The following is a 26,414-nucleotide window of genomic DNA, read 5'->3' as shown; positions in this document are numbered from 1 at the left end:
TATTATGGACTCCGAAGTTAAGGACTATCTACATTATTTGGTAATTGAACGAGGATTGTCAGATAATACGATTAAGAGCTATCATCAAGATATTAAAGGATTTATGAATTATTTAAAGGATAATCATATTGATGAATTTAAAAAGGTCGATTCAAAAACCATTTTAGATTATATGAAATACATGAAGGATTGTGGAAAAGCGAGAAATTCCATAATCCGTTTTGTTTCAACTATGAAAAAGTTTTTTAAATACCTGCAAAGATATCACTTTATCATTGAGGATCCGATGGTAAACGTAGATACACCTAAATCAGCTAATCATCTTCCCGATGTATTAACGATGAAGGAAATTGATAAATTGCTTGATGTTCCTGATACAAACGATAAATATGGTATTAGAGATAGGGCCATATTAGAAGTGATGTATGCAACAGGATTACGTGTTAGCGAAGTCGTTAATTTGAAGATGGATAATTTACATTTAGATATGGGAATTATTCAAACAATTGGTAAGGGTGACAAGGAAAGAATCATTCCGATTGGATCGCAAGCCATTAAATGGATAAACACTTACATGGAAAATAGTCGCAATCTTTTGCTAAAGAGAAGACATTGTGATTATCTATTCTTGAACGCTCATGGATCTGGTTTGAGTAGACAAAGTATTTGGCAAAAATTAAAACGTTATGTTGGTTTAGCTGGAATTAAGAAGAAAGTTACTCCACATACTTTACGCCATTCATTTGCTACTCATATACTAGAAAACGGAGCTGACTTGAGAGTGGTACAAGAGCTATTGGGGCACTCTGATATATCGACTACTCAAATTTATACGCATGTTTCCCATGAACATCTAAATAAGGCGTTTGATGATTTTCATCCACACGCTTAAAGCACAGATTGGAGGAATTTGGGATGCTACTAAAATATAGAACAGAATATAAAAAAATCGCTATGGATATGCTTTCTTTATTACCGGACATGAATAAAGGTAACCACCTGGAAGATGAAATGAACTGGTACGAAGATAGCAATAACCGTGTTATTTACTTATGGAAAAATCAAGATGATAATTGGGCTGGACTAGTCTCAATTGAACAAAAAAATGATTTGTTGGTTCTAAGAAGAGTAGTTTTAACGCCAGATTCTTGGAATATTAATAACTGTTGTTCGATGATTGATGATCTAAATGACCTATATATGGGTAAAAAGATTGTGGGAACAATGGATACAACTTCAATCTGTGAAATTTGGGAGAAACGTAATGGAACCAGAGTTCAATAACTCTAACAATATAAATATTCATATTGATGATTTTGATGGCCCCTTAGAGTTGCTATTGCACCTAATCAAGCAATCTGAAATGGATATTTATGACATCCAAATTGAAGAAATTACACGACAATATGTTGAATACTTAACCGAGATGGAAAATTTAAACGTTAATATCGCGGGTGAATACTTCGTAATGGCATCAAATTTAATGGCTATCAAGTCGAAACTATTGTTACCTAGAAATGATGAAATTAATGAAGATGACGACTATGAAGATCCAAGAGATGAATTGGTAAATCAATTACTGATCTATCAGGAATATAAAGAAGTATCCAAAGTGTTGAAAAAGATGGAAACTAAGACCAGTCAATATCACAGTGTTGATCCCGTTTTACCTAGTGTCGACGAGATGATTGATTTTAATGACAACGAGAAATTCAGTATCGATTTAATTCAACAAGCTTTTGACCGAATTATTGAAAAGATTAAATCAAATGAACCATACGTACATTCGGTAATTGAATGGGAATACACAGTAAAAGAACAATCAACTTACGTTATGGATAGATTATCCAAACAACAATCCGTTGAGTTTGATTCTTTATTTGATGAGACCAGTAATGTTGAATTTGTTGTCACTACGTTCTTATCACTATTAGAGTTAGTTAAGGAACAAAAGGTAAAGGTTGGCCAAGTCGACAATAAACTATATTTAGAAAAAATTGCAAAGCAAGGTGAAGAGTAATTGGTTAGTAAGTTAGCGCAGCTAGAAAGCCTAATATATATATCTGGTGAAGATGGCATAACATATGATAGTTTAAGCTCATTAATGGAATTAAGTACTAGTGAGTTAGAGACATTAATGAATCAATTGAAGGATTCATTTGAAAAGGATGATTCACCTTTTACGTTGATGGAATATTCTGATAAGGTTCAATTGGCAACAAAAGAGGAGCTAAATGACCTAATCAAAGGGTATTTACAAAGCGATGAAAGTATCTCCTTAACTCAAACAGCGCTAGAAACACTTACAATTATTGCTTATAATCAACCAATTACTAGGGTTGAAGTGGATGATATTAGAGGTGTAAACAGTAGTAAGACTGTTCAACGATTATTGAGACAAAGTCTAATTGCAACTTCAGGGTACAAGAAGGTGCCAGGTCATCCAAAACTTTATACAACAACTGATAATTTTTTGAAGTTGTTTGGAATTAAGAGTTTAAACGAATTACCAAAAATTGATAATGAAATTTTACTTCAGGAGGAAGAAAATGGCGGAACGACTACAGAAGATAATGGCTAAAGCCGGGGTAGCCTCAAGACGTAAATCAGAAGAAATTATTTTAGCCGGTCGCGTAAAGGTAAACGGTCAAGTGGTTACTGAATTAGGAACAAAGGTTAAGGTTTCTGATGAAGTTCAAGTTGATGGTTTACCAATCAACAAAGAAGCACCTGTATATTACCTACTATACAAACCAAGAAGAATTATTACTTCAGTGTCAGATGAAAAAGATCGTAAAACCGTTTTAGACTTTTTTGAAGATGTGGAACAAAGAATTTACCCAGTTGGTAGATTAGATTATGATACATCTGGTCTTTTATTGATGACCAATGATGGTGATTTAGATAATCGCCTAACTCATCCAAAGTACGAAGTTGAAAAGACTTATGTTGCTAAGGTTGAAGGAATTCCAACTAATGATGAATTAAAGCAACTAAGACTGGGTGTTAAGATTAACGGCAAGAAGACAGCACCTGCTAAGACAAATGTCTTGGAAACCGATAACGGTAAAAAAACTGCTGTTGTACAATTAACCATTCATGAAGGTAAAAACCACGAGGTTAAGAACATGTTCAAGGCAATAGGTCATCCAGTTAAAAAGTTGAAACGTGAATCATTTGCTTTCCTAAACCTAAAGGGATTACAACCAGGTGATTACCGCCCATTAAAGAAATTCGAAGTTGAAAAGTTATACGAAATGACTGAAAAGAGATAAAAGGGCTTGTTTTGAACAGGCATTTTTTGCTATAATTTTTCTTGAAAAAATAAAAATTGGTTTATCTTCAGGGCAGGGTTAGATTCCCGACCGGCGGTTACAGCCCGCTACCTATCGTTTGATAGTTGATTTGGTGAAATTCCAGAGCCGACAGTATAGTCTGGTATAAAGAAGATCTCTTTTTGAGTACGCAAAAAGCTCATTGGTCTTCGATGGATCAATGAGCTTTTTTTGAAGATATTCCTCATATGGAGGATTTATTATGTTAAGTAGTACAAGTAGTCATTTTAGTTTGAAGAACCTGGTTCAGGTTTCAATTTTGGGAGGATTGGCATATCTATTGACCTATCTTTCTGTGCCGATTTTACCAATGGCACCATACATGAAGTTAGATTTTGGTGATATTCCAATCCTATTGGCAACTGTGTTATTATCAACTCGTAGTGGTTTGATTGTAGCATTGCTAAGGGCGGTACTATACTTTGTCTTTACCGGTGTTTCTTTGATTAACTTAATTGGCATTTCAGCACTATTGATTGCCAGTTTAACAATTGTTTTATCAGTTACATTGGTTGATAAATTAGTTCAGAATAAAGCTAAGTACGTGATTATGATTCTTTTTGAAACATTCATGTTAACGTTAGTATTAAGTGTATTGAACTATTTTGTAATTACACCACTATACATCAATTTAACAGGATTTAAATTGAGCTTTAGCCTATTGGATTCTGTCTTATATACAGTCGCACCATTTAACCTTATCAAAGGCTTATTCATTGGTATTGTGTTTGTGATTATATATAACAGAAGCAACGCTTGGGAAAAATATAAAGAAAAGAGATAAACAATGAATAAAGATTTGCTGCTATTGCTTTTATCATCAACGCAACCGCGAAGAATTAAATTGATTCAAAACTTGCTAAACGGCAAAAGAACCGTTTCAACACTTTTTTGGGCAATGCGTTATGATTTGTTGCAATATTCAGCAATTCTTAAAACATATGATCTGAATTCCATTAACAATGATATCAAAAAGTTAATCAATAACGGATTGGCTGAGCCAGTTGATGAATATCAGTATCAATTGACGAACAAAGGTCAAATTAAAAAGGATTCTTTAAAAGAATCCTTTTACATATTAAAGAATACATCGTATCAATACGACTACGATGTTAATGAATTTAAATCGCGACTCTTATTAGCAATTCAATCGGTATCTGAATATAGTTACCAAAATAAAAACTATTATCCAGTGAAGACTAATATGAAGAGTTCAATGATTGTTAAAAGGTGGTTTATTCAATATAAATCTGAAATCATAAAGCGATTGGAAGACTATCTAACTAAGTATCTGTCACAAATTGATGAGCAAGAAGCTAACATCATCGCTCAACAAATGATTGGCCATGACGTTTTTGGCATGACTAATCGCCAAATGGCCGATAATATGAGTATTTCAAACGTGGAAGCTTACTTCATGGAATACGATGGATGGGTTGATTTTATCAACTATATTATTAACGATGATGATAAGCTATTATTCTCGTTAATATCTGACATTAGAACTTTAAAGATGAATCATCACGCCATTTTGACGTACAAACAATTTGTTAGTGGTAATACATTGAATCAGATTGCGAATAATTTAAAGGTAAAGATATCGACGGTGAGAGAACACTTATTGGAAATGGCGATTTGGTTACCAAGGGATAAATTTCCATACGATAAAATCATCACTTTTGAGAGAAAAACAATCTTATCTAAGGCTTTTTCTGATCAACCGATTGATGATTGGCAGTTTCGCCAAATTAGCGAAAGTACAAATATTGATTTCTTTACGTTTAGAATCTATCAAATATTAAGGAGTAAACAAGATGTTAAGTGATGAAGAGTTAAGAAAACATCTAAAGAAATGGTTTGGCTTCGATGATTTTCGTTCTGGACAAAAAGAAGTTATTAAATCAATTTTAAGCGGTCAAAATACTCTTGGTGTACTGCCAACCGGAACTGGGAAGACATTGATTTACCAATACGTTGGTAAGATGGTTGACGGGATGGTAATTGTCGTCTCCCCGCTGATATCATTGATGCAAGACCAAGTCGATAGAATGAGATACTTGGGTGAAAAGCAAACAGTGGCAATTACATCCAACCTATCATGGCCAGATCGACAAAGAGTCATTAAACATTTAAACAGTTATAAGTATGTTTATGTGTCACCAGAAATGTTATCCAATCCGGACGTTTTAAGTGCATTTAAAAAGCATCAAATATCATTGTTTGTTGTTGATGAGGCTCATTGTATTAATCAATGGGGACCTGATTTTAGACCGGAATATCTGAACCTAAAAGACATCATTTCAAGTCTCGGATATCCCACTACCTTAATGTTGACAGCCACAGCATCAAACGATGTCGTAAACGATATTAAAGCAAAAATTGGTTTACCAAACATCGAAACTATTAAGTATTCAACAAATAGACCTAATATCGCACTGGCTGTCGATACTTTTACCAGCAATGAAGATAAGAACGAGCAGCTTTTGTATATGGCAAATAAGTTAAAAAAACCCGGGATTATTTATTTCTCCAGTAAAAAAGTTGCAAATGCCGTTTGTGAGTGGCTAAAAGAAAAGACCAAATTGAGTGTAGAGGTTTACCACGCTGATTTGGATGCCGACAGTCGTTATCGAATTCAACACCAATTCATTAGTGATAAGATAGACATTATTTGTGCTACCAGTGCTTTTGGAATGGGAATTGATAAAGTCAACATTAGATTTGTGATTCATTACCATATGCCCGCTAACTTAGAATCATATGTTCAAGAAATGGGTCGAGCTGGAAGGGATGGTAAGCAAAGCATCTCTATAGTCTTATACAAAGAAAAAGATGAAATCTTACAATATCGATTTATCGATGACACAATTCCGAGTGAAGACATGATCAGTTTCTTTTATGATCACTATGAACAATTGAAGAATAACGATTTAGATGAGAAAGCAGATTTAATTAATTACTACTTTCAAAATGGTTTTACGAAAACTCAAGTGATAAATATGTTTGAGCAAAGAAAAAATGAATTAATCGCTTCATTGAACAGAATGCTTGGCTTTGTGAAAACCAATGGCTGCAAAAGAGCATTTTTGCTTAGATACTTTAACGAAAACTTTACTAACCATGATGGAAATTGTTGTAATGGGGAAAATACCCGATTACAATTAGAAGAGATGGATTTAGTACAGAAAAGTAAAAGCTTGAATTCACAGTCACAAACATTAAAATGGCAAAGTATTATTCAAACTCTTTTTTATAAATAGTAAAATTCATGTATAATTAAGACATAAGATATTATTAGGAGGTCATTATTTTGAATAATAACGACGATTACAGTAATTTTTCAAGAGTAGAAAGTAGAAGAAAACACAGGGGACATAAGACAGTCGCAATCGTTTTAATTACTATCCTAGTAGTAATTGGATTATTTGCACTGGTATACGGAATGATTAGTAGTCCAAGTGGCAGTGACAACAATGACTCTACAACAACTACTTCTACATCTACATCCTCTTCAATGTCTTCAAAGAAGAATAAAGATGCAGAAAAATCAAGTTCAATGAAGTCTAGCTCAAGTTCAATGAGCAGCTCTTCATCAATGAGCAATTCATCAAGTATGAACAACAACACAATGAATAACTCAACCAACAGTACACAAGGTCAAACTAGTGACAGCAATACTCAAAACCAAGGAACAACTACTAACCAATCAACAGTTAATAATAACAGTGGATATGCTGTAATTGGTCAAGATGGTATGAAGGATTTATATCGTGTTGCTAAGAAGTATGGTACAAGTGTTCAAAATCTAATGAAACTTAACGGAATTACTGATTCTAACACTGTTAGAAATGGTCAAAAAATTCTAGTAAAATAAAATTAAGTGGTGTTTAAGTTTATGAATAATAGTAAGTTACAAGTAGCAATTGACGGACCAGCATCAGCTGGAAAAAGTACAGTTGCAAAATTAGTTGCAGCAAGATTCTCATACATTTACTGTGATACTGGTGCGATGTATAGATCAACTACACTAAAGGCTTTACGTTTAGGTTATCCTTTAGATGATGAAAAAGTGATTTTGGACATGTTAAATGATACTAAGATTACTTTTGAACCGGGGGAAAAACAACAAAAAGTTTTCCTTGATGGACAAGAAGTTACCACCGATATCAGACAAGAAGACGTTACAAATAACGTTTCTACAGTTGCAAGTCTTGGTGCAGTTCGAAAAGAACTTGTTCAAAGACAACAAGATATCGCAGCTAAGGGTGGTATTGTTATGGACGGTAGAGATATCGGGACAACAGTATTACCAAACGCTGAGGTTAAAATTTTCTTGATTGCTAGTGTTGATGAACGTGCTGATCGTCGTTTTAAAGATAATGCCGAAAAGGGTATCCACGTACCACTAGAACAATTGAAAAAAGAAATTGAAGAAAGGGACTACAAAGACTCTCATAGAGCTGTGTCTCCATTGACAAAAGCTGCTGATGCAAAGGAAATTGACACTACTTCAATGTCAATTGATCAAGTGGTGGATGCCATCTCTGATGAAATAACAAAAAAACAAACACTATAATTTAATCATTAAACTAGATTTTATTTATAACATAGTCTAGAATGTAACTTATAGTAGTCTCAAGGAGGAAATATCAGATGAGTGAATCAGATGAACAAACAAACAAAGATTTATTAGAAGCCTTGGATAGTGTGGACCAAGTTAATATTAACGATGTTGTCAGTGGTGAAATTTTGGCCTTTGACAAGGATCATCAATTAATTATTGGTATTGATAACACCGGGGTTGAAGGAGTTGTTCCTCGTCGTGAACTATCCTCACAACCTGTTGATGACGTTGAAAGCAAATTTAAAGTTGGGGACAAAGGTAAATTTGTTGTAATTTCACGTATCGGTGATGATAAAGAAGGTGGAAGCTTCCTTCTATCAATTCGTCGTTTAGAAGAACGTAAGGTTTGGGATGAATTAAAGGCAAAAGCTGAAAACAATGAAACTATTACTGTTACTGTTCAAAACGCAGTACGTGGTGGTTTAGTAGTAGACGCTGGTGTTCGTGGATTTATCCCTGCATCAATGATCACTAACCACTTTGTAAGAAACTTAAACCAATACAACGGTCAACAATTCGAATGTAAGATTGTTGAAATCGTTCCTGAAAAGAACCGTTTAGTTCTTTCACACAGCGACGTTGTAGCTAAGAACCAAGAAGAAGCTCGTTCAGAAGTTATGGACAAGCTAAATGTTGGTGATATTGTTGAAGGTAAAGTTGCACGTATGACTGACTTCGGTGCTTTCGTTGACCTTGGTGGTATTGACGGACTAGTTCATGTTTCAGAAATTTCATACGAACGTGTAAACAAACCTGCTGACGTTCTAGAAAATGGCCAAGACGTTAAAGTTAAGGTTATCGGTATGGACGAAGAACGTGGTAGAATTTCACTTTCAATCAAGCAAACTAAGCCACAACCATGGGATGAAATCGAAGAAAAAGCTCCTCAAGGTAGTACTGTAAAGGCAACTATCAAGAGATTAGTTGATTTTGGTGCTTTTGCTGAAGTTATTCCTGGTGTTGAAGGTTTAATTCACATTTCTCAAATTTCACATAAACATGTTAATACACCTTCTGATGTATTAAAGGTTGGTCAAACTGTTGATGCTAAAGTTCTAGATGTTAACCCAAGTGAACATCGTTTAGCTTTATCATTACGTGCTCTTGAACCTGAACCAGAAAATGCTCAAGATTCAAGTGAACATGTCGAAGCTACTGATAATGCTACTGAAAATGCTCCTGAAGAAGAAAATGGATTCACTTTAGGTGACATTGTTGGTAAAGGATTAGACAAAGATAATCAATAATATATTATAATCTTTAAAAATATCCTTCATTTTTGGTGAAGGATATTTTTTTCATTATGAAAGAAAGGGTGAATATTAAATGAGTTTACCTACAGTTGCAATCGTTGGAAAACCAAACGTTGGTAAGTCAACAATTTTTAACCGTATTGCTGGTGAACGAATCTCTATCGTTGAAGACACCCCTGGTGTTACTAGAGATAGAATTTATTCTCATGGTGAATGGTTAGGACACGAATTTAGTATGATTGATACGGGTGGTATTGAAATGGGTGATCAACCATTCGTAAAACAAATCACTGCACAAGCAGAAATTGCAATCGATGAAGCGGACGTAATTATTTTCATGGTTAATGGAAAAGAAGGAATTACTAACGCCGACGATAATATTGCCAGAATTTTATATAGAACCAATAAGCCAATCGTGTTAGCGGTTAACAAAGTTGATAATTTTGAAAGTCGTGCTAACATTTATGATTTCTATTCCTTAGGATTTGGAGATCCATATCCAATTTCTGGTGCCCATGGTTTAGGATTGGGTGACTTATTGGACGAAGTTATTAAGAACTTCGATGAAAAAACAGAAGAAGAAAATGACGATAACATCAAATTTAGTTTGATTGGACGTCCTAATGTAGGTAAATCTTCACTTGTTAACGCTATTTTAGGTGAAGATAGAGTAATTGTATCTAACGTTGCTGGAACTACTAGAGACGCGATTAATACCCAATTTGAGCAAGATGGTCAAGAATTCACCATGGTGGATACTGCTGGTTTGAGAAAACGTGGTAAGGTTTACGAAAATACCGAAAGATACTCAGTAATGAGAGCGATGAGAGCCATTGATAATAGTGATGTGGCATTGATTGTTTTAAACGCTGAAGAAGGTATTCGTGAACAAGATAAGCGTATCGCTGGATATGCCCACGAAGGTGGAAAAGGTGTCATCATTATCGTTAACAAATGGGATACTTTAAAGAAGACTAGTAAGACACAACAAGAATTTGAAGCAGGGATTAGAAGTCAATTCCAATATCTATCATATGCACCAATCTTGTTTGTTTCTGCGAAGACTAAACAACGCTTAAGTCAAATCCCTGACTTGATCAAACGTGTTTACGACAACCATGCTAAACGTATTTCTTCATCAATGTTAAATGATGTTTTAATGGATGCAATTGCCATGACACCAACTCCAAGTATCAATGGTCGTAAGTTACGTATTTACTACGCAACTCAAGTTACAAGTGAACCACCTACCATTGTTATCTTCGTCAATGATGAAGAACTAATGCATTTCTCATATAGAAGATATATCGAAAATCAAATTAGAGAACACTTTGACTTTTCTGGGACCCCGATTAAAATCATTTCCAGAAAACGTAAGTAATAAAGGTTATTTGAAGAAAAATTTTAATATTTTATGCTAAAAAATATTAAAAATCGTTGAATTGCGGGCGTTTATGTGATATCTTGAATAAATGTAATGACATTAATTTGTTGTGATTACATAAGTCGAAAAGCATAGATTGTTTTCCGAACATTGTGGGAGGTGAAACACACATGGCTAACAAGGCAGAATTAGTAAGCAGCGTTGCTACTAAAACTGGTTTAACTAAGAAGGATGCAACTGCAGCAGTTGATGCTGTATTTGATTCAATTCAAGGTAGTTTGGCTAAGGGCGAAAAGGTACAATTAATCGGCTTCGGTAACTTCGAAGTACGTGAACGTGCTGCTCGTAAGGGTCGTAACCCTCAAACTGGTGCAGAAATTCAAATTCCTGCAAGCAAAGTACCTGCATTCAAACCAGGTAAGGCTTTAAAGGATGCTGTTAAATAATAACAGTATGCTATAATTAGGCTAGTCCATTTAGGGGCTGGCCTTTTTTATATGTTTTAAACGATAGGAGCGAGATGTTTGAGCTACTCACAAAAAGCACTAGAATTCCTTGAAGAAGGAAAAATCGATGAATTTAATAAACAATATAATCTAGCGTTACACCATGACAGTGATGAAATGGTGTACTCACTTGCTGAAGAACTATACTCATATGGTTTCACTAACCAAGCTAAGGAACTATATGAAAAATTATTGAAGAAGTTCCCTGATGAAGACGAATTAAGAACCGATATCGCTGACATTTTAATTAGTGAAGGCAATACTGACGAAGCCTTGGAACAATTAAGCAAGATCAGTAAAGATTCACCTGCTTATCTTCAATCTTTGATGGTTCAGGCCGATTTATATCAAACACAAGAACTATTCGAAGTGAGCCGAGAAAAGCTCTTAGAAGCTAAAAAATTGGCTCCTGACGAAGAAGTAATCACGTTTGCTTTAGCAGAATTGTATTACACAATGGGTGAATACAATAAAGCAATTCCCTTGTATTTGAGCTTAATTAAACAGGGGATTACCAATCTTTCATCCGTTAACATTGTTGAAAGAATCGGGATTTCATATGCTAATGACAGTAATTTTGAAAATGCAATTGGTTATCTAAAACAAATTAAAACAATCGATATGTCATCAGACGTTAAATTTGAAACAGCATTCACTTACCTACAGTTAAAGGAATACGATGAAGCAATTGATTTGTTTGAAGAACTTCGTGATTCAGATCCTCAATATGCAACTCTTTACCCATACTTGGGACAAGCATTGGATGCCGTGAATAAGCAAGAAGAAGCATACCGTGTATTGCAAGAAGGATTGAGTGTTGATCAATACAACGAAAAACTATTCCTAGCGACCGCTAGAGAAGCTCTTAAGCTTTCTGAAAACGATGAAGCGCTGGGTTATTTACAACAAGGTAACGAAATTGATCCAGACGACATTGAAATTGTTTTGGAAATGTCTAATTTATTGGTTGCCAAGGAAGACTATGAAGAAAATATTAAGTTATTGAATAGTTACATTGAAAATCATGAATTAGATCCACAATTCTATTGGAACCTAGCCATTTCATATGACAAATTAGATAAACTAAAAGAAGCTCATAAGAATTACTTAGCAGCCAAGCCATATTTCTCGGACAACGCTAGCTTCTTGAAACAAGCAGTATTATTCTTCAGAGAATACGGTGATCGCGATAATTCATACGAACTTCTTAAAAAGTATGTTCAACTTCAACCAAATGATGATGAAGCTGCATTTATGCTTGATGAATATATGGACGATTAATCTTTTTTGATTAATCCTTTATAATAATTAATCGATGATAGATCCAGATTTAATTGACTTGATAATTTTGAGTCAGTTAAATCTGGATTTTTTTTGATGAAATTAATGACGTACCCCTTAAACAGTTCAGAAGGGCTAAGTGAAAATCCTAAATATTGTTCGCTGGGAGTTAAGTACTTGTGTAAACCGGCAGAAGTAATGTGCGGATCTTTGGCAAGACGTTGCTTCAAGAAAATGTCTTGGCTATTTTGTTTCAATTGAATTGGTTCAATGAATTTATCGAATAAATTCAAGAAAGCTCTCTCTTCATCAGAAAAAGTAATTTGATTAAACAATCCATAAAAACCAGGTTGTAAAAATTCTTCTGATTTAAAACCTTTACTAATTAATAGAACAACCATTCTGGCGTAAAAATGAACGTTGGCATCATTTAAGATGTCGTTTAGTTTATCTAACCATTCAGTGTTTAATTCATTCTTAGACTCGTGCTTTAGCCCTTTAATATCAATTGTGGGTAAATTGTTGTTGAGTTGATGTGTGAATAGATAATTAAAGTAAACGTTGATATGAGATAAGACCTTGTTGTAAGTATTATGATTGATTTGACGTTCATTTAATAACATTTGGAGATACTCTTCGATATCACGATTAAATAAGTTACTAACCTGATGATTTTCTTGATATCCCTTATTAAAGTCGGATAGGTAGTCAAACATGTCAGATAGGATTTTGGTGTATTCATTGATTGTTATCTGGGCCAAACCCTTATTCTGCAAATTGATTTCAAAAGTATCTTGATATGGATAATCATTGGACATTCGTTGGTTCAACTCCTAATTGTTATTTATTCCTATTACAGCACTAAAGTTAGCAAACTTCAATCTGTAAATTATAATCTTAATCTGTTAATATTTAATATAGATTGTATTGAGAGTAGGTATAAAAATGAAGATAGAAAACTTACCGAACGAATTTGAAAAAGCTCGTCCAGTGATGCAAAAAATTGAAGATGCTGGATTCGAAGCTTATTTTGTTGGTGGAAGTGTTCGTGACACAATATTAGGGTTAGATATTCATGATGTTGATATTGCAACGAGTGCTTATCCCGAAGAAATTAAAAAGATATTTAAGAAAACAGTAGATACCGGAATTGAACACGGAACGGTAATGGTAATTCATAATAAAAAGGGATATGAAATTACCACATTTAGAACTGAATCTGGATACCAAGACTTTAGAAGACCAGACAAAGTTGAATTTGTAAGATCATTAGCGGAAGACTTAAAGCGTCGTGACTTTACAATTAACGCATTTGCGATGAGAGAAAATGGGGATGTTACTGACTTGTTCGATGGTTTGACAGACCTAAAAAATCATCTTATTCGAGCTGTTGGTAATCCTAATGAACGTTTCCACGAAGATGCATTAAGAATGATGCGTGCAGTCAGATTTGCTAGTAAATTGGATTTTGACATTGAATCAGATACCTTATCCGCCATCAAGGCTAACAGTGAATTGTTGGAAAAAATCGCGGTTGAAAGAACTTATACCGAGTTTGTAAAGATGATGATGGCTAAAAGACCTAAACAAGGGATTTTAGATATGGTGAATACGGACATGTACAAATATGTTCCGGAATTTGCGGGTCATAAAGACAATTTGGAAGCTATCGCTAAAATTGATAACTTAAGTCTAAGTAATGAAGTTTCTGTTTGGTCGTTATTATCCTTCGAATTTGGCCTTAATCGAAGTGAAATTACTCACTTCCTAAAGGCGTGGAAGGCTTCAAATGATGTCATTAAGAATACTGAAATTTGTACAAAAGCAATTGAAAAACTAAGGGATGACACCTTAGACAAATGGGCTATGTATGAAACTGGTAAAGAACTTTTGGTATTGGCCAACCACATCGCTAAAATGTATGGTTTCGACATGCCTGAAGAAGAGTTGACTGCTCAATATGATGCTTTACCAATCAAAAATAAGAAAGAAATTGCGGTCAATGGTGGAGACCTGATTAAAAACGGTGTTGTTAAACCAGGTCCAACATTGGGTAAAATATTATATGCAATTGAAAATGGAATTGTTAATGGTAAATTCCAAAACGAAAAAGCTGAATTAATTGAGACTGCAAAAAAATTGTGAAAGAGTGATTAAATGCAAACGTTAAGAGCGGAAGCTTTAACTAAAACATATGGTGAAAAGACGCTATTCAAGGATCTTGACTTTATCATCAACGAACATGATCGAATTGGTTTAATTGGAACCAACGGTAGTGGTAAGTCATCACTTTTAAATGTTTTATCACAGGAAGATATTGATTCTACTGGTGAAATTATTACCTCAAAGACCTATACAATCGGTTATTTAAAACAACAACCTGAATTGGATGAATCATTAACCATCTTAGAAGCTGTGTTTGCCGGTAGTCAGGATATATTTAATACAATCAGAAGATATGAACAAACATTGCAAAACTACTCCAATCATCCAGATGATCCTAAAGCAGAAAGACAATATCTTGATGCTGAAGCTAAGATGAATGAGGAAGATGCATGGAATGCTGAAAATGATGTTAAAACTATTTTGACCCAATTAAAGATTGATGATGTTAATCAAGTAGTTAGCACACTATCGGGGGGACAAAAAAGACGTGTTGGTCTAGCTCAAGTCCTAATCCAATCACCTGATTTATTAATCCTAGACGAACCTACTAACCACTTGGATTTTGATTCAATTGAATGGTTACAAGAATATCTTGCAAAGTACAAGGGCGCGTTACTATTTGTTACCCACGATCGATACTTCTTGGATCAAATTGCTAACAAGATTTGGGAATTATCATTCGGAAGCCTTTATGAATATACCGGTAATTATCAAGATTACTTGGAACAAAAGGCTGAACGAGTTGATTTAGAAGTTGCTGCTGAACATAAAAAGCAAAAATTATACAAGCAAGAATTAGCTTGGATGAAGAAGGGTGCTAAGGCCAGAACGACCAAGCAACAAGCCAGAATTAATCGTTTTAACGACTTAAAGGAAAATGTCGGTAACTTACAAACTGAAGAAGATATTGATATTAACTTAGGTCAACAAAGACTAGGAAAAAAGGTTATCGAAATTAAGGATGCGAACCTAACCTTAAACAATAAAACGATTTTGAAGAACTTTAGTGATTTAGTTCAACGAAACGAAAGAATCGGGATTTCTGGTGAAAATGGAGCCGGAAAGTCATCACTATTAAACGTGATTACGGGTAAATTACCATTGGACAGTGGAACAATTGAGATTGGTGAAACCGTTAAGATGGCATATTACACACAACAAACTGAACCAATTCCAGAAGATAAGCGTGTAATCAACTACTTAACCGATGTTGGTGAACATGTTACCGATAATACTGGAAACAAGATTAGTGTTACCGACTTATTGGAGCAATTTCTATTTCCAAAGTTCATGCATGGGACACTAATCCGTAAATTATCTGGTGGTGAAAAGCGTCGTTTGTATTTATTGAAATTATTGATGCAACAACCAAACGTTTTACTACTTGATGAACCAACAAATGACTTAGATATCTCGACTTTAACGGTGCTAGAAGATTACATCTCACACTTCAGTGGAACCGTAATTACCGTTTCCCATGACCGTTACTTCCTAGATAAGGTTGCCAACCGTCTATTAATCTTTAACGGTGATGGCGATATCGAAAGTCATGTTGGCTTGTTCACTGACTACTTAAAACAAGCAGCTGAACAAAACAAGACAGAGAAAAAACAAGCACATGTTGAACATGCTGCAAAGAAAAAAGAAGAACAACCAGCAGAGGAAAAAACTACCAAAAAGAAATTAACTTATGCTGAACAAATGGAATACGATCAGTTAGAAAAAGAAATTGATGATTTGGATCAACAAATCAATCAATTAAAAGAAGAAATGACCCATTTGGGAAATGATTATGATAAACTGGCTGAAACACAATTAAAGATTGACGACTTAAATAAACAGTCCGACGAAAAAATTAGTCGCTGGGAATATTTAAGCGAATACGTTGAATAGGGGTAATGACATGTTAGAAGATGCTTATTTAAATCTTGCCAAATACGTTTTAGAAAATGGCCATCGTAAAGAAGACAGAACAGGAACAGGAACAATTAGTACATTTGGATACCAAATGCGCTTTGATTTATCTAAAGGTTTTCCATTGTTAACTACTAAAAAGGTTCCTTTTGGATTAATTAAGAGTGAATTATTATGGTTCTTACGTGGGGACACTAATATTCAATTCTTACTAAAGCACAAGAACCACATCTGGGATGAATGGGCATTTAAGAACTGGGTTGAATCAGACGAATACGAAGGCCCTGACATGACTGATTTTGGTTTGAGAGCTGAAAAGGATGCAGAATTTAAGAAGCAATACTTAGCCGAAAAGAAAAAGTTCTGCCAAAGAATCGTCGAAGATGACGACTTTGCTAAGAAGTATGGTGACTTAGGACTTGTTTATGGGAGTCAATGGCGTAAATGGAAGACGACTACTGGTGGCACTATTGATCAAATTCAAAACGTAATTGACCAAATTAAAAAGAATCCTGATTCAAGAAGATTAATTGTTTCTGCTTGGAATCCAGAAGACATTCCTTTTGTAGCATTGCCACCTTGTCACACAATGTTCCAATTTTATGTAAATGACGGGAAATTAAGCTGCCAATTATATCAACGTTCTGGTGATATTTTCTTAGGAGTACCTTTTAATATCGCAAGTTACGCATTACTAACTTCACTAATTGCTAAGGAATGTGGACTAGAACTTGGTGAATTTATCCATACTTTAGGGGATGCTCACATTTACTCCAACCATGTTTCTCAAGTTGAAGAACAATTAAGCAGAGAACCTTATGAAGCGCCAAAATTATGGTTAAATCCTGACAAGGAAAGTATTTTTGATTATGATATGGATGACATTAAAGTAATTGATTATAAACATCACGATCCAATTAAGGCACCGGTAGCGGTATAAATAATAAAGGGGACTATTACTAATGATTTCATTTTTATGGGCTGAATCAGATAATCATATTATTGGTTTAAATGGCGGACTACCATGGCATTTACCAGCAGATATGAAGTACTTTAAGGAGACAACTACACATCAAATCATTATGGCTGGAAGAACAACATATGAAAGTTTTAAACGACCATTACCAAATCGTTTAAACACTGTTTTGACTAGTCACGACAAGAGTGAATATCCAGATGATGTTGTTGTTTTTAATACTCTGGAAGAATTTCTAGCTTTTGCGAAGAAATTTAGTGATAAAGAAATCTTCGTTGTTGGTGGCGCTAAAATATTTGCCGAATTACTTCCATATGTGGATCGTTTATACAAGACGGTCATCGACCACGAATTTGATGGGGATACTAAGATGCCAAACATTGATTACAGTCAATTTGATTTGGTATCAACTAAACAAGGAATCATTGATGATAAGAATATTTATCCATACCGTTTTGAAATATTTAAACGTAAATAAAATAATAAAGGAAGGTTATGGATTGCTACATAACCTTTTTTTATGGGGTGATTATTATGAAAAAAATATTGAAGTTTTTACTATTTTTGATTTTAGTATTTGGTGTAGCAGGAATAAGCTATCAAGTTTATTCTAACGTTAGCCATAACGCTAAGATTACTAATGTAAACAAGAACAAAAAGGTTTCAATCGTTGCTTTAGGAGATTCATTAACACAGGGGGTTGGTGATCCTAAAAAAGCTGGCGGATATGTATCAAGAACTAAACAAGCCTTGAATAAAAAAGGATATAAAAATGTTACTACCTTTAATTATGGGATTGCGGGTCAACGCAGTGATCAAATCGATAAACGAGTACAAAACAATGTTAAGGGACTCTCAAGTAGTTTGAAAAAAGCTAACATCATTGTTTTGACCGTTGGTGGTAATGACTTACTACAGAGTTTACAAAGTAATGCATTAGTCGATGGTAAAGCTAAATTTAATAGTAGAATGAAACAGGCTTCTATTACTTACCAAGCTAAGGTCAATAAGTTAATGAATGATATTCGTAAGGAAAATAAAAAAGCACCAATTTATGTATTTGGTATCTACAACCCAATTTATGTGTACTTTGCTAACGTTAATGTTATTAATCAATACGTCGACAAGTATAATCAAATAACATCTGGTGTTGTGCTAAGAGATAAAAAAGCTCATTTTGTTGACATCACACCACTTTCATATGGACAATATAAGAGTAAAGTTCAAAAAGAAAAGTTAATTGAATCAAGTGATGAAGTAAGTTTTAATCCATTGGATATTTTAAAATTAGATGATACAAAGGGTGAGTTAAACAATTATATTTCTCCGGATGATCATTTCCATCCAAATAACAGGGGTTATAATTACATGACTGACAGACTAGTATCTCAACTATTTAAATATAATGACTGGAATTAGAGGCAATTGTAATGGAAAAAAGAAAAGAGAAAAAATTATTTAAGTATCTATTCATTTTATTGGTAATTGTATTACTTGGTGGTGCATTTTATGCTTGGAAGCAAATGAATAGTGAACCGGTAAACCCTCAAATGGGAACAGCATCAAAGAACAACACACCAATTAGTGTTAGTCTAAAAAAGAAGCAGATTAACGCTTTATCCAGTTACTATCTAGAGAAGTTTGAAAAGAAATCAAGTAACATGGATTATAAATTCTGGGTGGACAAACAGGCCTATGTTTATGGTAAGATTACACTTCTAGGTTCAAAAGTTGGCTATCTATTAAGCTTAGATCCACATTTGTTAAGCAACGGTGATGTTGAATTAACCGCTAGCAAATTGGAAATTGGTAAGCTAAACGTTCCACCTCGCTTTGTCATTGGTTATGTTGGTAAGCATTATAACGTTCCAAAGTGGGTTGAACTAGATAGTAAGAACAGTCGCATTATCTTACATGTTAATAAATTAGGTGGCAAGAAAGAACTTTCTTACCAAGCTAATAAGATTGATATGAATGGCGATGGTGATTTCGAATTTAAAGTCCTAATCCCTAATCAATAAAGGAGTAACTATGAAAAGTTTTTACCAGTATTTAATGACTGAACGTAACCCTAAGAGTACCGAAGCGGTTGCTCAATTTGCGAATAATGCATTTTACGATCAATCATTTCCCAAGCAATCTATTGATTATGATGAAATTTCAGAGTACTTGGAAGAAAATGCTAGTTATTTACCAAGTATGACAATTTTTGATGATGCTTGGATGAATTTTCAAAATAGTAAACACTAAAAAATGAACCTAATTATTTAGGTTCATTTTTTGGTGATTAATTTTTAGTGCTTAATATAGTACAATTAATATATATAAGTTAGGAGCGGATAAAATATGATTCAATGGTTTCCAGGACATATGGCGAAAGCAATTCGTCAATTTGAAGAAAATATTCATTTAGTAGATATTGTATTTGAACTGGTGGATGCAAGATGCCCATTTAGTTCCATTAATCCTGAAGTAGCAAGAATTAGTCAAGGTAAGCCCAGACTAATGATTCTTACTAAGGCAGATTTGGCAAATCCAAATATTACCAACCAATGGTTGTCATACTTTAAGAATCAAGGATATGCTGCAATTGCAATTGATTCAAAGAAAAATACTACTGGTAAATACATCACCAAAGTCGTTAAGGATTTATTAGCAGACAAGATCGTTGATGCCAAGGAAAAAGGATTCGATAAGAAAGTCATTCGAGCAATTTGTGTCGGTGTTCCAAACGTTGGGAAGTCAACTCTATTGAACCAAATTGTTAAGCGACGTGCTGCTCAAGTTGGTAACCGTGCCGGAGTTACTAAGGGTCAACAATGGCTAAAATCAAGTGATGAACTAGAACTATTAGATACACCAGGTATTTTATGGCCTAAATTTCAAAATGATGACATTGCCAATAAATTAGCGATGACCGGTGCAATCAAGGACAGCATCTACCATAGTGACGATGTTGGTTTGTTTGCTCTTCATTTCTTTAGAACCACTAATCCAAAAGAGTTAATCGATAGATACCACTTATCAGAAGATGACATGGAACTATCTGATGTTGACTTGCTGCTAAAAATTACTCAAAAAGTCGGCATGCAAGATGATTACGAAAGAGCCTCAATGAGAATTATCTTAGACTCCAGAAAAGGTAAGATAGGTCGTTTTACTCTAGACGATGTTAACGATTTATCTTCAGAAGAGGAAGAATAAAATGGCTGAATCAATCAAAGATATCAAAGAAATTTTAAAGTCTGTTGATGATTTAAACTCAGAATTGTTTGCAAAGTACAAGGATGATAGTAGGGTTGGCGTGCAAAAATTAATCACGCAACGTGTTAAACAGATTGAGAAGATAAATCTAGAAAAAGAGGAATTTCAACAACGACTAAAGTATGAACATGATTTCTGGAAGAAGGGAATTAATGTCATTGCTGGAGTCGATGAGGTAGGAAGAGGACCACTAGCGGGGCCTGTTGTTGCTTGCGCTGTTGTTTTACCTCACGATTTTGATGTCTATGAAGTAAATGATTCCAAACAACTTTCTGAAAAGAAAAGATATGAACTATCTGAGCAAATTAAAGCTAAAGCAATTGATTTTTCTTATGGAATTGCTGACAACAAATTAATTGATGATATTAATATCTATGAGGCAACTAGAGTAGCGATGAAAGAAGCGGTAATGGGACTAAAAGAATTACCACAAGAAATCATCGTTGATGCAATGCAAATCGATGTTGATATTCACCAACTTAAATTGATTAAGGGTGATGCAAAGAGTGCCAGTGTATCTTCTGCAAGCATCCTGGCTAAGACCTATCGTGATGACTTAATGAAACAATACGATAATCAATATCCAGAATACGATTTAGCCAACAATGCTGGATATGGGACTAAAAAACATCTAGACGCTTTAAATAAATATGGTGCGACACCAATTCATCGAAGAAGTTTTAAACCCGTATCTGATTTATTGAATTAACTTTTTTCGTATATACCTTATAAAACTGGAGGTATATATGAAAACAAGAGTATTATTATTAAAACTTAAATTAACCAGAGGCATTGGAATTAAGTCGGAATATAAGTTTTATGAGTGGTTAAAAAGTAATTTTAACGTAATTCCAGAGCAGTTGGATATGACTGCTGATGAGATTGCAGAAACATTAATGTTATCTAAAAATAAATCAAAAACATTTATTAATTCCTTTAATAGTGATAAATTAAATAGTGAACTTGATCATCATATAAATCATGTTAAATGGATTTCCATTATAGATGACTTATATCCGGAGAATTTAAAAGAAGCATACTTGCCACCAATTGTGTTATTTTATTTTGGTGATTTAGGGCTTTTAACAAATGAAGCATTAGCAATTGTTGGTTCTAGAAACAATACGGAATATTCTGTAGAAGTAATTAGACGCTTGATGCCTGAAATTATTCAAAATCAGATTACAATTGTTTCTGGATTAGCCAAGGGAGTGGATCGACTAGCTCACTTGGCAGCAATTGCCAATCATGGGAAAACAATTGCCGTGATTGGAACCGGTTTAGATCAATATTATCCAAGAGAAAATGAGTCGCTACAACGAACGATTGCCAAAAATCATTTGTTGCTAAGCGAGTATCCAGTTGGTTGTCGACCAGCGAGATATCATTTTCCGGAAAGAAATCGAATTATAGCTGGATTGGTACGTTCTATATTGGTAACGGAAGCCAAGTATAGATCTGGTAGTTTAATCACCGCTAATTTAGCACTACAAAATAACCGAAATGTTCTATCGATTCCAGGAAGAATTGATAGTGAATTGTCGGTTGGTTGTAATGATTTAATTCAAGCTGGTGCCAAGCCAGTAATTACTGCCAAAGACATATTAGAAGAATATAAATATTAATAATTGGCCTTTGGGTGATATTAAATAAAGAAATAAATGACGAGGGATGTAAATGGCGACTACTACAAAATCAACAACAAAGAAAAAAAGACAGTCGGCAAAAAAGAAGTTAGTTATTGTCGAATCTCCAACCAAGGCTAAGACCATTCAAAAATACCTAGGTAGAACCTACCGTGTGATTGCTAGTAAGGGTCACGTTAGAGATTTGCCAAAGAGTAAGATGGGTGTAGATGTTGATAATGATTTTGAACCTCATTACATTTCTATTCGTGGTAAAGGTGAAACAATCAAGGAACTAAAGGCTGAAGCGAAAAAAGCAAAAAATGTTTACCTTGCATCTGACCCGGATAGAGAAGGTGAATCAATTGCATGGCATCTATCCCACTTACTTGGTTTAAAGGAAGACGATAAGAATCGTGTTGCTTTCCATGAAATTACTAAGGATGCTGTTAAAGAAGCGTTTAAGAATCCTCGAGAAATTGACATGAACTTAGTTGATGCTCAACAAGCTCGTCGTGTTTTGGACCGTTTAGTAGGTTATTCAATTTCTCCACTATTATGGAAAAAGGTTAAAAAGGGTTTAAGTGCTGGACGTGTTCAATCAATTGCACTATGGCTAATCATTCAAAGAGAACGCGAAATTAAAGAATTCGTTCCAAAGGAATATTGGACTATTGATGCTGACATGAAGAAGGGAAGAGAAGCATTCAAGGCCAGTTTTTATGGAGTGAACGCTAAGAAGGCTGAACTAAACAGCAATGATGAAGTTCAAGCGGTTCTAGCTAAATTTGATAAGAATAAACCATTTGAGGTTCAAAACGTTGTTAAAAAGGAACGTAAGAGACAACCTCAACCACCATTCACAACCAGTACAATGCAACAAGACGCCAACGTTAAGTTGAACTTTAAGACTGGTAAGACAATGATGGCTGCTCAACAATTATATGAAGGTATTAATATTGGTAAAGATGGTAACCAAGGTTTAATTACCTACATGAGAACTGATTCAACTAGAATTTCTGCTTTAGCTAAGCACGAAGCATCTGAATTTATTCATGATAAGTACGGTGAAGAATTCGCTGCTACTAAACCAGTGAAGGGTAAATTACCAGAAGGTGCTCAAGATGCCCATGAAGCAATTCGTCCAACTTCTGTTAAGAGAACACCTGCTAGTTTGAAACAATACCTAACTAACGATCAATACAAGTTATATAACTTAATTTGGTCAAGATTTATGGCTAGTCAAATGACTCCTGCAATCATGGATACTATGACAGTAGACATGGAACAAAACGGTGTTGATTTCAGAGCAAATGGTTCAAAGCTTAAGTTTGAAGGTTTCCTAAAGGTTTATAACAAGGGAAAAGAAAAAGATAATATCTTACCTGACTTAGCTAAGGGTGACGAAGTGAAGATGGCTAAGAATAATCCAGATCAACACTTTACTCAACCACCTGCTAGATACAGTGAAGCTAAGCTAATCAGAACACTTGAAGAAAACGGTGTGGGTAGACCATCTACCTTCGCACCAACTTTAAGTACTATTCAAAAGAGGTACTACGTTAAGTTAGTTGGTAGAAGATTTGAACCTACTGAACTAGGTGAAATTGTTAATAATATCATTGAAGAATACTTCCCAGATATTGTTAATATCGAATTTACTGCTGATTTAGAAAATAACTTAGATGAAATTGAAGAAGCTAAGCAAAACTGGGTTGAAGTTGTCGACAAGTACTTCAGACCATTTGAAAAAGAAGTTAAAAATGCTGAAAAGAACATGGAAGATGTTCAAATCAAAGATGAACCAGCTGGATACAACTGTGAAGTCTGTGGTGCTCCAATGGTTATCAAGATGGGCAGATATGGTAAGTTCTATGCTTGTTCTAGATTCCCAGATTGTCGAAACACACAAGCTATTGTTAAAAAGATTGGCGTTACATGTCCAAAATGTAAGAAAGGTGACGTCATTGAACGTAAATCAAAGAAGAATCGTATCTTCTATGGTTGTTCAAGATATCCTGAATGTGATTTTGTTACATGGGATAAGCCAATCGGAAGAGACTGCCCAAAGGACGGTAACTTCTTGGTAGAAAAGAAGATTAAAGGTGGTACCCAAGTGGTATGTCCTAACGGTGATTACGAAGAATCCGTGCAAAAATAGTTAATAGCCCCTAAAGATTTAAAACTCTTAGGGGCTATTAGTTTAATAAGATAAGAGAGATAGACAATGAAAAAATATCAAGATGAAGAATTAATCGAATGGTACATGGAGTATTTAATCAATGAGCGTCAATATTCTGAAAATACATCAGTTGCTTATCAATCTGATATCAATGAATTCGTAAAAACGCTAGAGGAAGAAGATCGTAATTTACAGCAAACTGATGATTTAGACGTTAGTAACTATCTAACGATTTTAAAGAAACGCGATGAGAGTAGAAATACGGTTATCAGAAAGATTTCATCACTACGTTCTTTCTTTCACTTCTTGGAAAGAAATGATGTAGTTTCACAGAATCCGTTTGATCAAGTAAATCTAAAGAAACATCCGAATCATTTGCCACGTTTCTTTTATCAAAAAGAATTGTATGAATTGTTTGAAGCAGCAAAGCATGGCAAAAATGAAATGCTTAGTTACAGAAATTACGCGATTATTGAGATTCTATATGATACGGGGATGCGTGTAAGTGAATGTGTTAATCTACAATTCAGCGATATTGATTTTGATAATCGAATTATTAAGGTCATTGGTAAAGGAAATAAGCAAAGGTTCTTACCATTTGGTAATTACTTGATTAATGCTTTAAAGAGCTATCGAACAAAGTGTCGAGACTTACTGGTAAACAAATATCATAAGCATCACGATTACGTTTTCGTAAACCAATATGGTGACGAATTAACGAGTCGTGGAGTAGAATACATCTTGGATGAGATTGTTAAACAAACATCATTGACGACCAATATTCATCCACATATGTTAAGACATACTTTTGCCACTGAAATGTTGAATAATGGGGCTGATTTGCGGACGGTTCAAGAATTACTTGGCCATAGTAGTTTATCAACCACACAAATTTACACCCATGTATCTAACGAACATTTATTACGTGATTACAACAAGTTTTTTCCACGATCTTAATATAATAATTGCATAATGAAAGCGCTTTATTGTAAAATGAAAGTACAAATTTGTTAGGGGGGAGACTATGATTAAAACAATTAGTAATGAATACTTAAAAGTAAAAATCAACACACATGGTGCTGAAATTAATAGCGTTCAAAATTCCGATGGATTAGAATACATTTGGTCAGGGGACAAAAAATATTGGGCCCGTCACGCGCCAATTTTATTTCCAATTGTCGGTCGACTAAAGGATAATCAATATACCTACGACGGAAAGGCTTATGAAATGGGTCAACACGGTTTTGCAAGGGATATGGAATTCGAAGCATTAGACCAAGGAAATGATTGGATTGACTTACAACTCGCTAGTAATGAAGAAACTAAAAAGATGTATCCTTTTGCTTTTAAATTAATTATTCACTATGAATTGAATGATCATAAGTTGACCACTAACATCAACGTTTATAATACTGATACAAAAGAAATGTATTTCTCAGTTGGTGCCCATCCAGCATTCAATGTTCCATTGGTAAAGGATGGAAGTGAGCAATATGATGATTATTCCGTTCGATTCGCTAATAAAGGCACATACGATCAAATTCAATTTGACGTTCCATATGCTAACCTTGAAAAGGTTGAAAAAATTGATTTAGACCAACCAATTCAGTTATCTCATGAGTTATTTTATGATGATGCTAAAGTAGTTGAGATAAAGAATAAAGAATTTACCACGATTTTATCCAATGACGTATCTGATCACGGAGTTTCAATGACAGCATATGACATTGAATATGGTGGATTATGGTCAGCAAAGGATGCACCATTCGTTTGTCTTGAACCATGGTGGGGAATTGCTGATGATGTTCATACAGACGGAAAAATTGAACATAAAGTCGGAATTAATAAGATTAGTCCTGATAAAGAATTTGCTGCAAAGTATGATTTATTATTCTTCTAAAAAT

28 protein-coding genes and 1 riboswitch are annotated in these 26,414 nt (G+C 34.4%); of the genes, 27 read left to right on the top strand and 1 reads right to left on the bottom strand.

The annotated features are described in order from the left end of the window. Positions 1 to 4 precede the first annotated feature (4 nt). The 14 genes from xerD (at position 5) to K5Q07_RS03635 (ending at position 12,383) form a co-directional block, all read left to right on the top strand. Positions 5 to 892 carry a site-specific tyrosine recombinase XerD gene (gene xerD / locus K5Q07_RS03700; protein ID WP_220729699.1) on the top strand — a complete coding sequence of 296 codons (888 nt, stop codon included), beginning with the start codon at positions 5 to 7 and terminating at the stop codon, positions 890 to 892. 89 nt (positions 893 to 981) lie between these two features. Further along, positions 982 to 1,284, top strand: a complete 303-nt coding sequence (locus tag K5Q07_RS03695) for a hypothetical protein (protein ID WP_220729697.1) — start codon at positions 982 to 984, stop codon at positions 1,282 to 1,284. Continuing rightward, a complete protein-coding gene (locus tag K5Q07_RS03690) occupies positions 1,265 to 2,020 on the top strand; it encodes a segregation and condensation protein A (protein WP_220729695.1) in 756 nt (251 codons plus the stop codon). Before K5Q07_RS03695 ends, K5Q07_RS03690 begins: the two co-directional genes overlap by 20 nt. Further along, on the top strand, positions 2,021 to 2,581 hold the full coding sequence (gene scpB / locus K5Q07_RS03685; protein WP_220729692.1) for an SMC-Scp complex subunit ScpB: 561 nt from the start codon (positions 2,021 to 2,023) through the stop codon (positions 2,579 to 2,581). Beyond that, positions 2,550 to 3,275, top strand: a complete 726-nt coding sequence (locus tag K5Q07_RS03680) for a pseudouridine synthase (protein ID WP_034530795.1) — start codon at positions 2,550 to 2,552, stop codon at positions 3,273 to 3,275. The genes scpB and K5Q07_RS03680 overlap by 32 nt, the downstream gene beginning before the upstream one ends. 59 nt (positions 3,276 to 3,334) lie before the next feature. Continuing rightward, positions 3,335 to 3,455, top strand: a riboswitch (FMN riboswitch). Positions 3,456 to 3,537: 82 nt separating this feature from the next. After that, positions 3,538 to 4,119: an ECF transporter S component gene (locus K5Q07_RS03675; RefSeq protein ID WP_220729690.1), complete on the top strand. Its 582-nt coding sequence runs from the start codon at positions 3,538 to 3,540 to the stop codon at positions 4,117 to 4,119. 72 nt (positions 4,120 to 4,191) lie between these two features. Next, positions 4,192 to 5,160 carry a helix-turn-helix domain-containing protein gene (locus K5Q07_RS03670; protein WP_220729688.1) on the top strand — a complete coding sequence of 323 codons (969 nt, stop codon included), beginning with the start codon at positions 4,192 to 4,194 and terminating at the stop codon, positions 5,158 to 5,160. Beyond that, positions 5,150 to 6,595, top strand: a complete 1,446-nt coding sequence (locus K5Q07_RS03665; protein WP_220729686.1) for a RecQ family ATP-dependent DNA helicase — start codon at positions 5,150 to 5,152, stop codon at positions 6,593 to 6,595. The genes K5Q07_RS03670 and K5Q07_RS03665 overlap by 11 nt, the downstream gene beginning before the upstream one ends. Positions 6,596 to 6,645: 50 nt before the next feature. Next, complete coding sequence (locus K5Q07_RS03660; protein ID WP_220729685.1) at positions 6,646 to 7,209, top strand: LysM peptidoglycan-binding domain-containing protein; 564 nt, start codon at positions 6,646 to 6,648, stop codon at positions 7,207 to 7,209. A 21-nt stretch (positions 7,210 to 7,230) separates the two neighbouring features. Next, positions 7,231 to 7,911 carry a (d)CMP kinase gene (gene cmk, locus K5Q07_RS03655; RefSeq protein WP_220729683.1) on the top strand — a complete coding sequence of 227 codons (681 nt, stop codon included), beginning with the start codon at positions 7,231 to 7,233 and terminating at the stop codon, positions 7,909 to 7,911. 77 nt (positions 7,912 to 7,988) lie between these two features. Then, the gene (gene rpsA / locus K5Q07_RS03650) at positions 7,989 to 9,206 is read left to right on the top strand and encodes a 30S ribosomal protein S1 (RefSeq protein WP_220729681.1); all 1,218 of its coding nucleotides are present in this window, start codon (positions 7,989 to 7,991) and stop codon (positions 9,204 to 9,206) included. 79 nt (positions 9,207 to 9,285) lie between these two features. Next, positions 9,286 to 10,593, top strand: a complete 1,308-nt coding sequence (gene der / locus K5Q07_RS03645; protein WP_220729679.1) for a ribosome biogenesis GTPase Der — start codon at positions 9,286 to 9,288, stop codon at positions 10,591 to 10,593. Positions 10,594 to 10,766: 173 nt separating this feature from the next. Next, complete coding sequence (hbs, locus tag K5Q07_RS03640; RefSeq protein ID WP_034530808.1) at positions 10,767 to 11,042, top strand: non-specific DNA-binding protein Hbs; 276 nt, start codon at positions 10,767 to 10,769, stop codon at positions 11,040 to 11,042. A gap of 78 nt (positions 11,043 to 11,120) precedes the next feature. Then, the gene (locus K5Q07_RS03635; RefSeq protein WP_220729678.1) at positions 11,121 to 12,383 is read left to right on the top strand and encodes a tetratricopeptide repeat protein; all 1,263 of its coding nucleotides are present in this window, start codon (positions 11,121 to 11,123) and stop codon (positions 12,381 to 12,383) included. On the opposite strand, the gene K5Q07_RS03630 is transcribed toward K5Q07_RS03635, so the two are convergent. After that, positions 12,380 to 13,201: a phage integrase N-terminal SAM-like domain-containing protein gene (locus K5Q07_RS03630; RefSeq protein WP_220729677.1), complete on the bottom strand. Its 822-nt coding sequence runs from the start codon at positions 13,199 to 13,201 to the stop codon at positions 12,380 to 12,382. The two genes, K5Q07_RS03635 and K5Q07_RS03630, sit on opposite strands and share 4 nt — an antisense overlap. A gap of 127 nt (positions 13,202 to 13,328) precedes the next feature. Here K5Q07_RS03630 and K5Q07_RS03625 point away from each other — a divergent pair, with 127 nt between their 5' ends. The 13 genes from K5Q07_RS03625 (at position 13,329) to K5Q07_RS03565 (ending at position 26,410) form a co-directional block, all read left to right on the top strand. Then, a complete protein-coding gene (locus K5Q07_RS03625; RefSeq protein ID WP_220729675.1) occupies positions 13,329 to 14,528 on the top strand; it encodes a CCA tRNA nucleotidyltransferase in 1,200 nt (399 codons plus the stop codon). A gap of 12 nt (positions 14,529 to 14,540) precedes the next feature. Further along, the gene (locus K5Q07_RS03620) at positions 14,541 to 16,442 is read left to right on the top strand and encodes an ABC-F family ATP-binding cassette domain-containing protein (RefSeq protein ID WP_220729673.1); all 1,902 of its coding nucleotides are present in this window, start codon (positions 14,541 to 14,543) and stop codon (positions 16,440 to 16,442) included. A 10-nt stretch (positions 16,443 to 16,452) separates the two neighbouring features. Then, entirely contained in the window at positions 16,453 to 17,403 is a 951-nt protein-coding gene (locus K5Q07_RS03615; RefSeq protein WP_220729671.1) for a thymidylate synthase, read from the top strand. A gap of 22 nt (positions 17,404 to 17,425) precedes the next feature. Then, positions 17,426 to 17,917 carry a dihydrofolate reductase gene (locus K5Q07_RS03610; protein WP_220729669.1) on the top strand — a complete coding sequence of 164 codons (492 nt, stop codon included), beginning with the start codon at positions 17,426 to 17,428 and terminating at the stop codon, positions 17,915 to 17,917. Positions 17,918 to 17,973: 56 nt separating this feature from the next. After that, entirely contained in the window at positions 17,974 to 18,858 is an 885-nt protein-coding gene (locus tag K5Q07_RS03605; RefSeq protein WP_220729667.1) for a GDSL-type esterase/lipase family protein, read from the top strand. 11 nt (positions 18,859 to 18,869) lie between these two features. After that, positions 18,870 to 19,460, top strand: coding sequence for a YpmS family protein (locus tag K5Q07_RS03600; protein ID WP_220729665.1), 591 nt, complete (start codon positions 18,870 to 18,872; stop codon positions 19,458 to 19,460). Between the two features lie 10 nt (positions 19,461 to 19,470). Continuing rightward, positions 19,471 to 19,689 (top strand): YozE family protein, encoded by a 219-nt coding sequence (locus tag K5Q07_RS03595; RefSeq protein ID WP_054606603.1) that lies wholly within the window; start codon positions 19,471 to 19,473, stop codon positions 19,687 to 19,689. 96 nt (positions 19,690 to 19,785) lie between these two features. After that, positions 19,786 to 20,643: a ribosome biogenesis GTPase YlqF gene (gene ylqF / locus K5Q07_RS03590; protein ID WP_220729663.1), complete on the top strand. Its 858-nt coding sequence runs from the start codon at positions 19,786 to 19,788 to the stop codon at positions 20,641 to 20,643. A 1-nt stretch (position 20,644) separates the two neighbouring features. Continuing rightward, positions 20,645 to 21,412 (top strand): ribonuclease HII, encoded by a 768-nt coding sequence (rnhB, locus tag K5Q07_RS03585; RefSeq protein WP_220729661.1) that lies wholly within the window; start codon positions 20,645 to 20,647, stop codon positions 21,410 to 21,412. A 37-nt stretch (positions 21,413 to 21,449) separates the two neighbouring features. Further along, the gene (gene dprA / locus K5Q07_RS03580) at positions 21,450 to 22,328 is read left to right on the top strand and encodes a DNA-processing protein DprA (protein WP_220729659.1); all 879 of its coding nucleotides are present in this window, start codon (positions 21,450 to 21,452) and stop codon (positions 22,326 to 22,328) included. A gap of 52 nt (positions 22,329 to 22,380) precedes the next feature. After that, positions 22,381 to 24,489 (top strand): type I DNA topoisomerase, encoded by a 2,109-nt coding sequence (topA, locus tag K5Q07_RS03575; protein ID WP_220729657.1) that lies wholly within the window; start codon positions 22,381 to 22,383, stop codon positions 24,487 to 24,489. 66 nt (positions 24,490 to 24,555) lie between these two features. Then, complete coding sequence (gene xerC, locus K5Q07_RS03570; protein WP_220729655.1) at positions 24,556 to 25,467, top strand: tyrosine recombinase XerC; 912 nt, start codon at positions 24,556 to 24,558, stop codon at positions 25,465 to 25,467. A 67-nt stretch (positions 25,468 to 25,534) separates the two neighbouring features. Continuing rightward, a complete protein-coding gene (locus K5Q07_RS03565) occupies positions 25,535 to 26,410 on the top strand; it encodes an aldose 1-epimerase family protein (protein WP_251067628.1) in 876 nt (291 codons plus the stop codon). Positions 26,411 to 26,414: the final 4 nt, after the last annotated feature.

It is taken from the genome of Apilactobacillus zhangqiuensis (genome assembly GCF_019656215.1).
Classification (GTDB): domain Bacteria; phylum Bacillota; class Bacilli; order Lactobacillales; family Lactobacillaceae; genus Apilactobacillus; species Apilactobacillus zhangqiuensis.
The sequence above is the reverse complement of the archived record's forward strand: the minus strand, read 5'-3'. Positions and strand labels throughout refer to the sequence as shown.

Coding starts and splice junctions, on each gene's coding strand:
- xerD (WP_220729699.1), top strand. CDS start 5: ATGGACTCCGAAGTTAAGGACTATCTACATTATTTGGTAATTGAACGA.
- K5Q07_RS03695 (WP_220729697.1), top strand. CDS start 982: ATGAATAAAGGTAACCACCTGGAAGATGAAATGAACTGGTACGAAGAT.
- K5Q07_RS03690 (WP_220729695.1), top strand. CDS start 1,265: ATGGAACCAGAGTTCAATAACTCTAACAATATAAATATTCATATTGAT.
- K5Q07_RS03680 (WP_034530795.1), top strand. CDS start 2,550: ATGGCGGAACGACTACAGAAGATAATGGCTAAAGCCGGGGTAGCCTCA.
- K5Q07_RS03675 (WP_220729690.1), top strand. CDS start 3,538: ATGTTAAGTAGTACAAGTAGTCATTTTAGTTTGAAGAACCTGGTTCAG.
- K5Q07_RS03665 (WP_220729686.1), top strand. CDS start 5,150: ATGTTAAGTGATGAAGAGTTAAGAAAACATCTAAAGAAATGGTTTGGC.
- cmk (WP_220729683.1), top strand. CDS start 7,231: ATGAATAATAGTAAGTTACAAGTAGCAATTGACGGACCAGCATCAGCT.
- rpsA (WP_220729681.1), top strand. CDS start 7,989: ATGAGTGAATCAGATGAACAAACAAACAAAGATTTATTAGAAGCCTTG.
- der (WP_220729679.1), top strand. CDS start 9,286: ATGAGTTTACCTACAGTTGCAATCGTTGGAAAACCAAACGTTGGTAAG.
- hbs (WP_034530808.1), top strand. CDS start 10,767: ATGGCTAACAAGGCAGAATTAGTAAGCAGCGTTGCTACTAAAACTGGT.
- K5Q07_RS03630 (WP_220729677.1), bottom strand. CDS start 13,201: ATGTCCAATGATTATCCATATCAAGATACTTTTGAAATCAATTTGCAG.
- K5Q07_RS03625 (WP_220729675.1), top strand. CDS start 13,329: ATGAAGATAGAAAACTTACCGAACGAATTTGAAAAAGCTCGTCCAGTG.
- K5Q07_RS03620 (WP_220729673.1), top strand. CDS start 14,541: ATGCAAACGTTAAGAGCGGAAGCTTTAACTAAAACATATGGTGAAAAG.
- K5Q07_RS03615 (WP_220729671.1), top strand. CDS start 16,453: ATGTTAGAAGATGCTTATTTAAATCTTGCCAAATACGTTTTAGAAAAT.
- K5Q07_RS03610 (WP_220729669.1), top strand. CDS start 17,426: ATGATTTCATTTTTATGGGCTGAATCAGATAATCATATTATTGGTTTA.
- K5Q07_RS03605 (WP_220729667.1), top strand. CDS start 17,974: ATGAAAAAAATATTGAAGTTTTTACTATTTTTGATTTTAGTATTTGGT.
- K5Q07_RS03600 (WP_220729665.1), top strand. CDS start 18,870: ATGGAAAAAAGAAAAGAGAAAAAATTATTTAAGTATCTATTCATTTTA.
- K5Q07_RS03595 (WP_054606603.1), top strand. CDS start 19,471: ATGAAAAGTTTTTACCAGTATTTAATGACTGAACGTAACCCTAAGAGT.
- ylqF (WP_220729663.1), top strand. CDS start 19,786: ATGATTCAATGGTTTCCAGGACATATGGCGAAAGCAATTCGTCAATTT.
- rnhB (WP_220729661.1), top strand. CDS start 20,645: ATGGCTGAATCAATCAAAGATATCAAAGAAATTTTAAAGTCTGTTGAT.
- dprA (WP_220729659.1), top strand. CDS start 21,450: ATGAAAACAAGAGTATTATTATTAAAACTTAAATTAACCAGAGGCATT.
- topA (WP_220729657.1), top strand. CDS start 22,381: ATGGCGACTACTACAAAATCAACAACAAAGAAAAAAAGACAGTCGGCA.
- xerC (WP_220729655.1), top strand. CDS start 24,556: ATGAAAAAATATCAAGATGAAGAATTAATCGAATGGTACATGGAGTAT.
- K5Q07_RS03565 (WP_251067628.1), top strand. CDS start 25,535: ATGATTAAAACAATTAGTAATGAATACTTAAAAGTAAAAATCAACACA.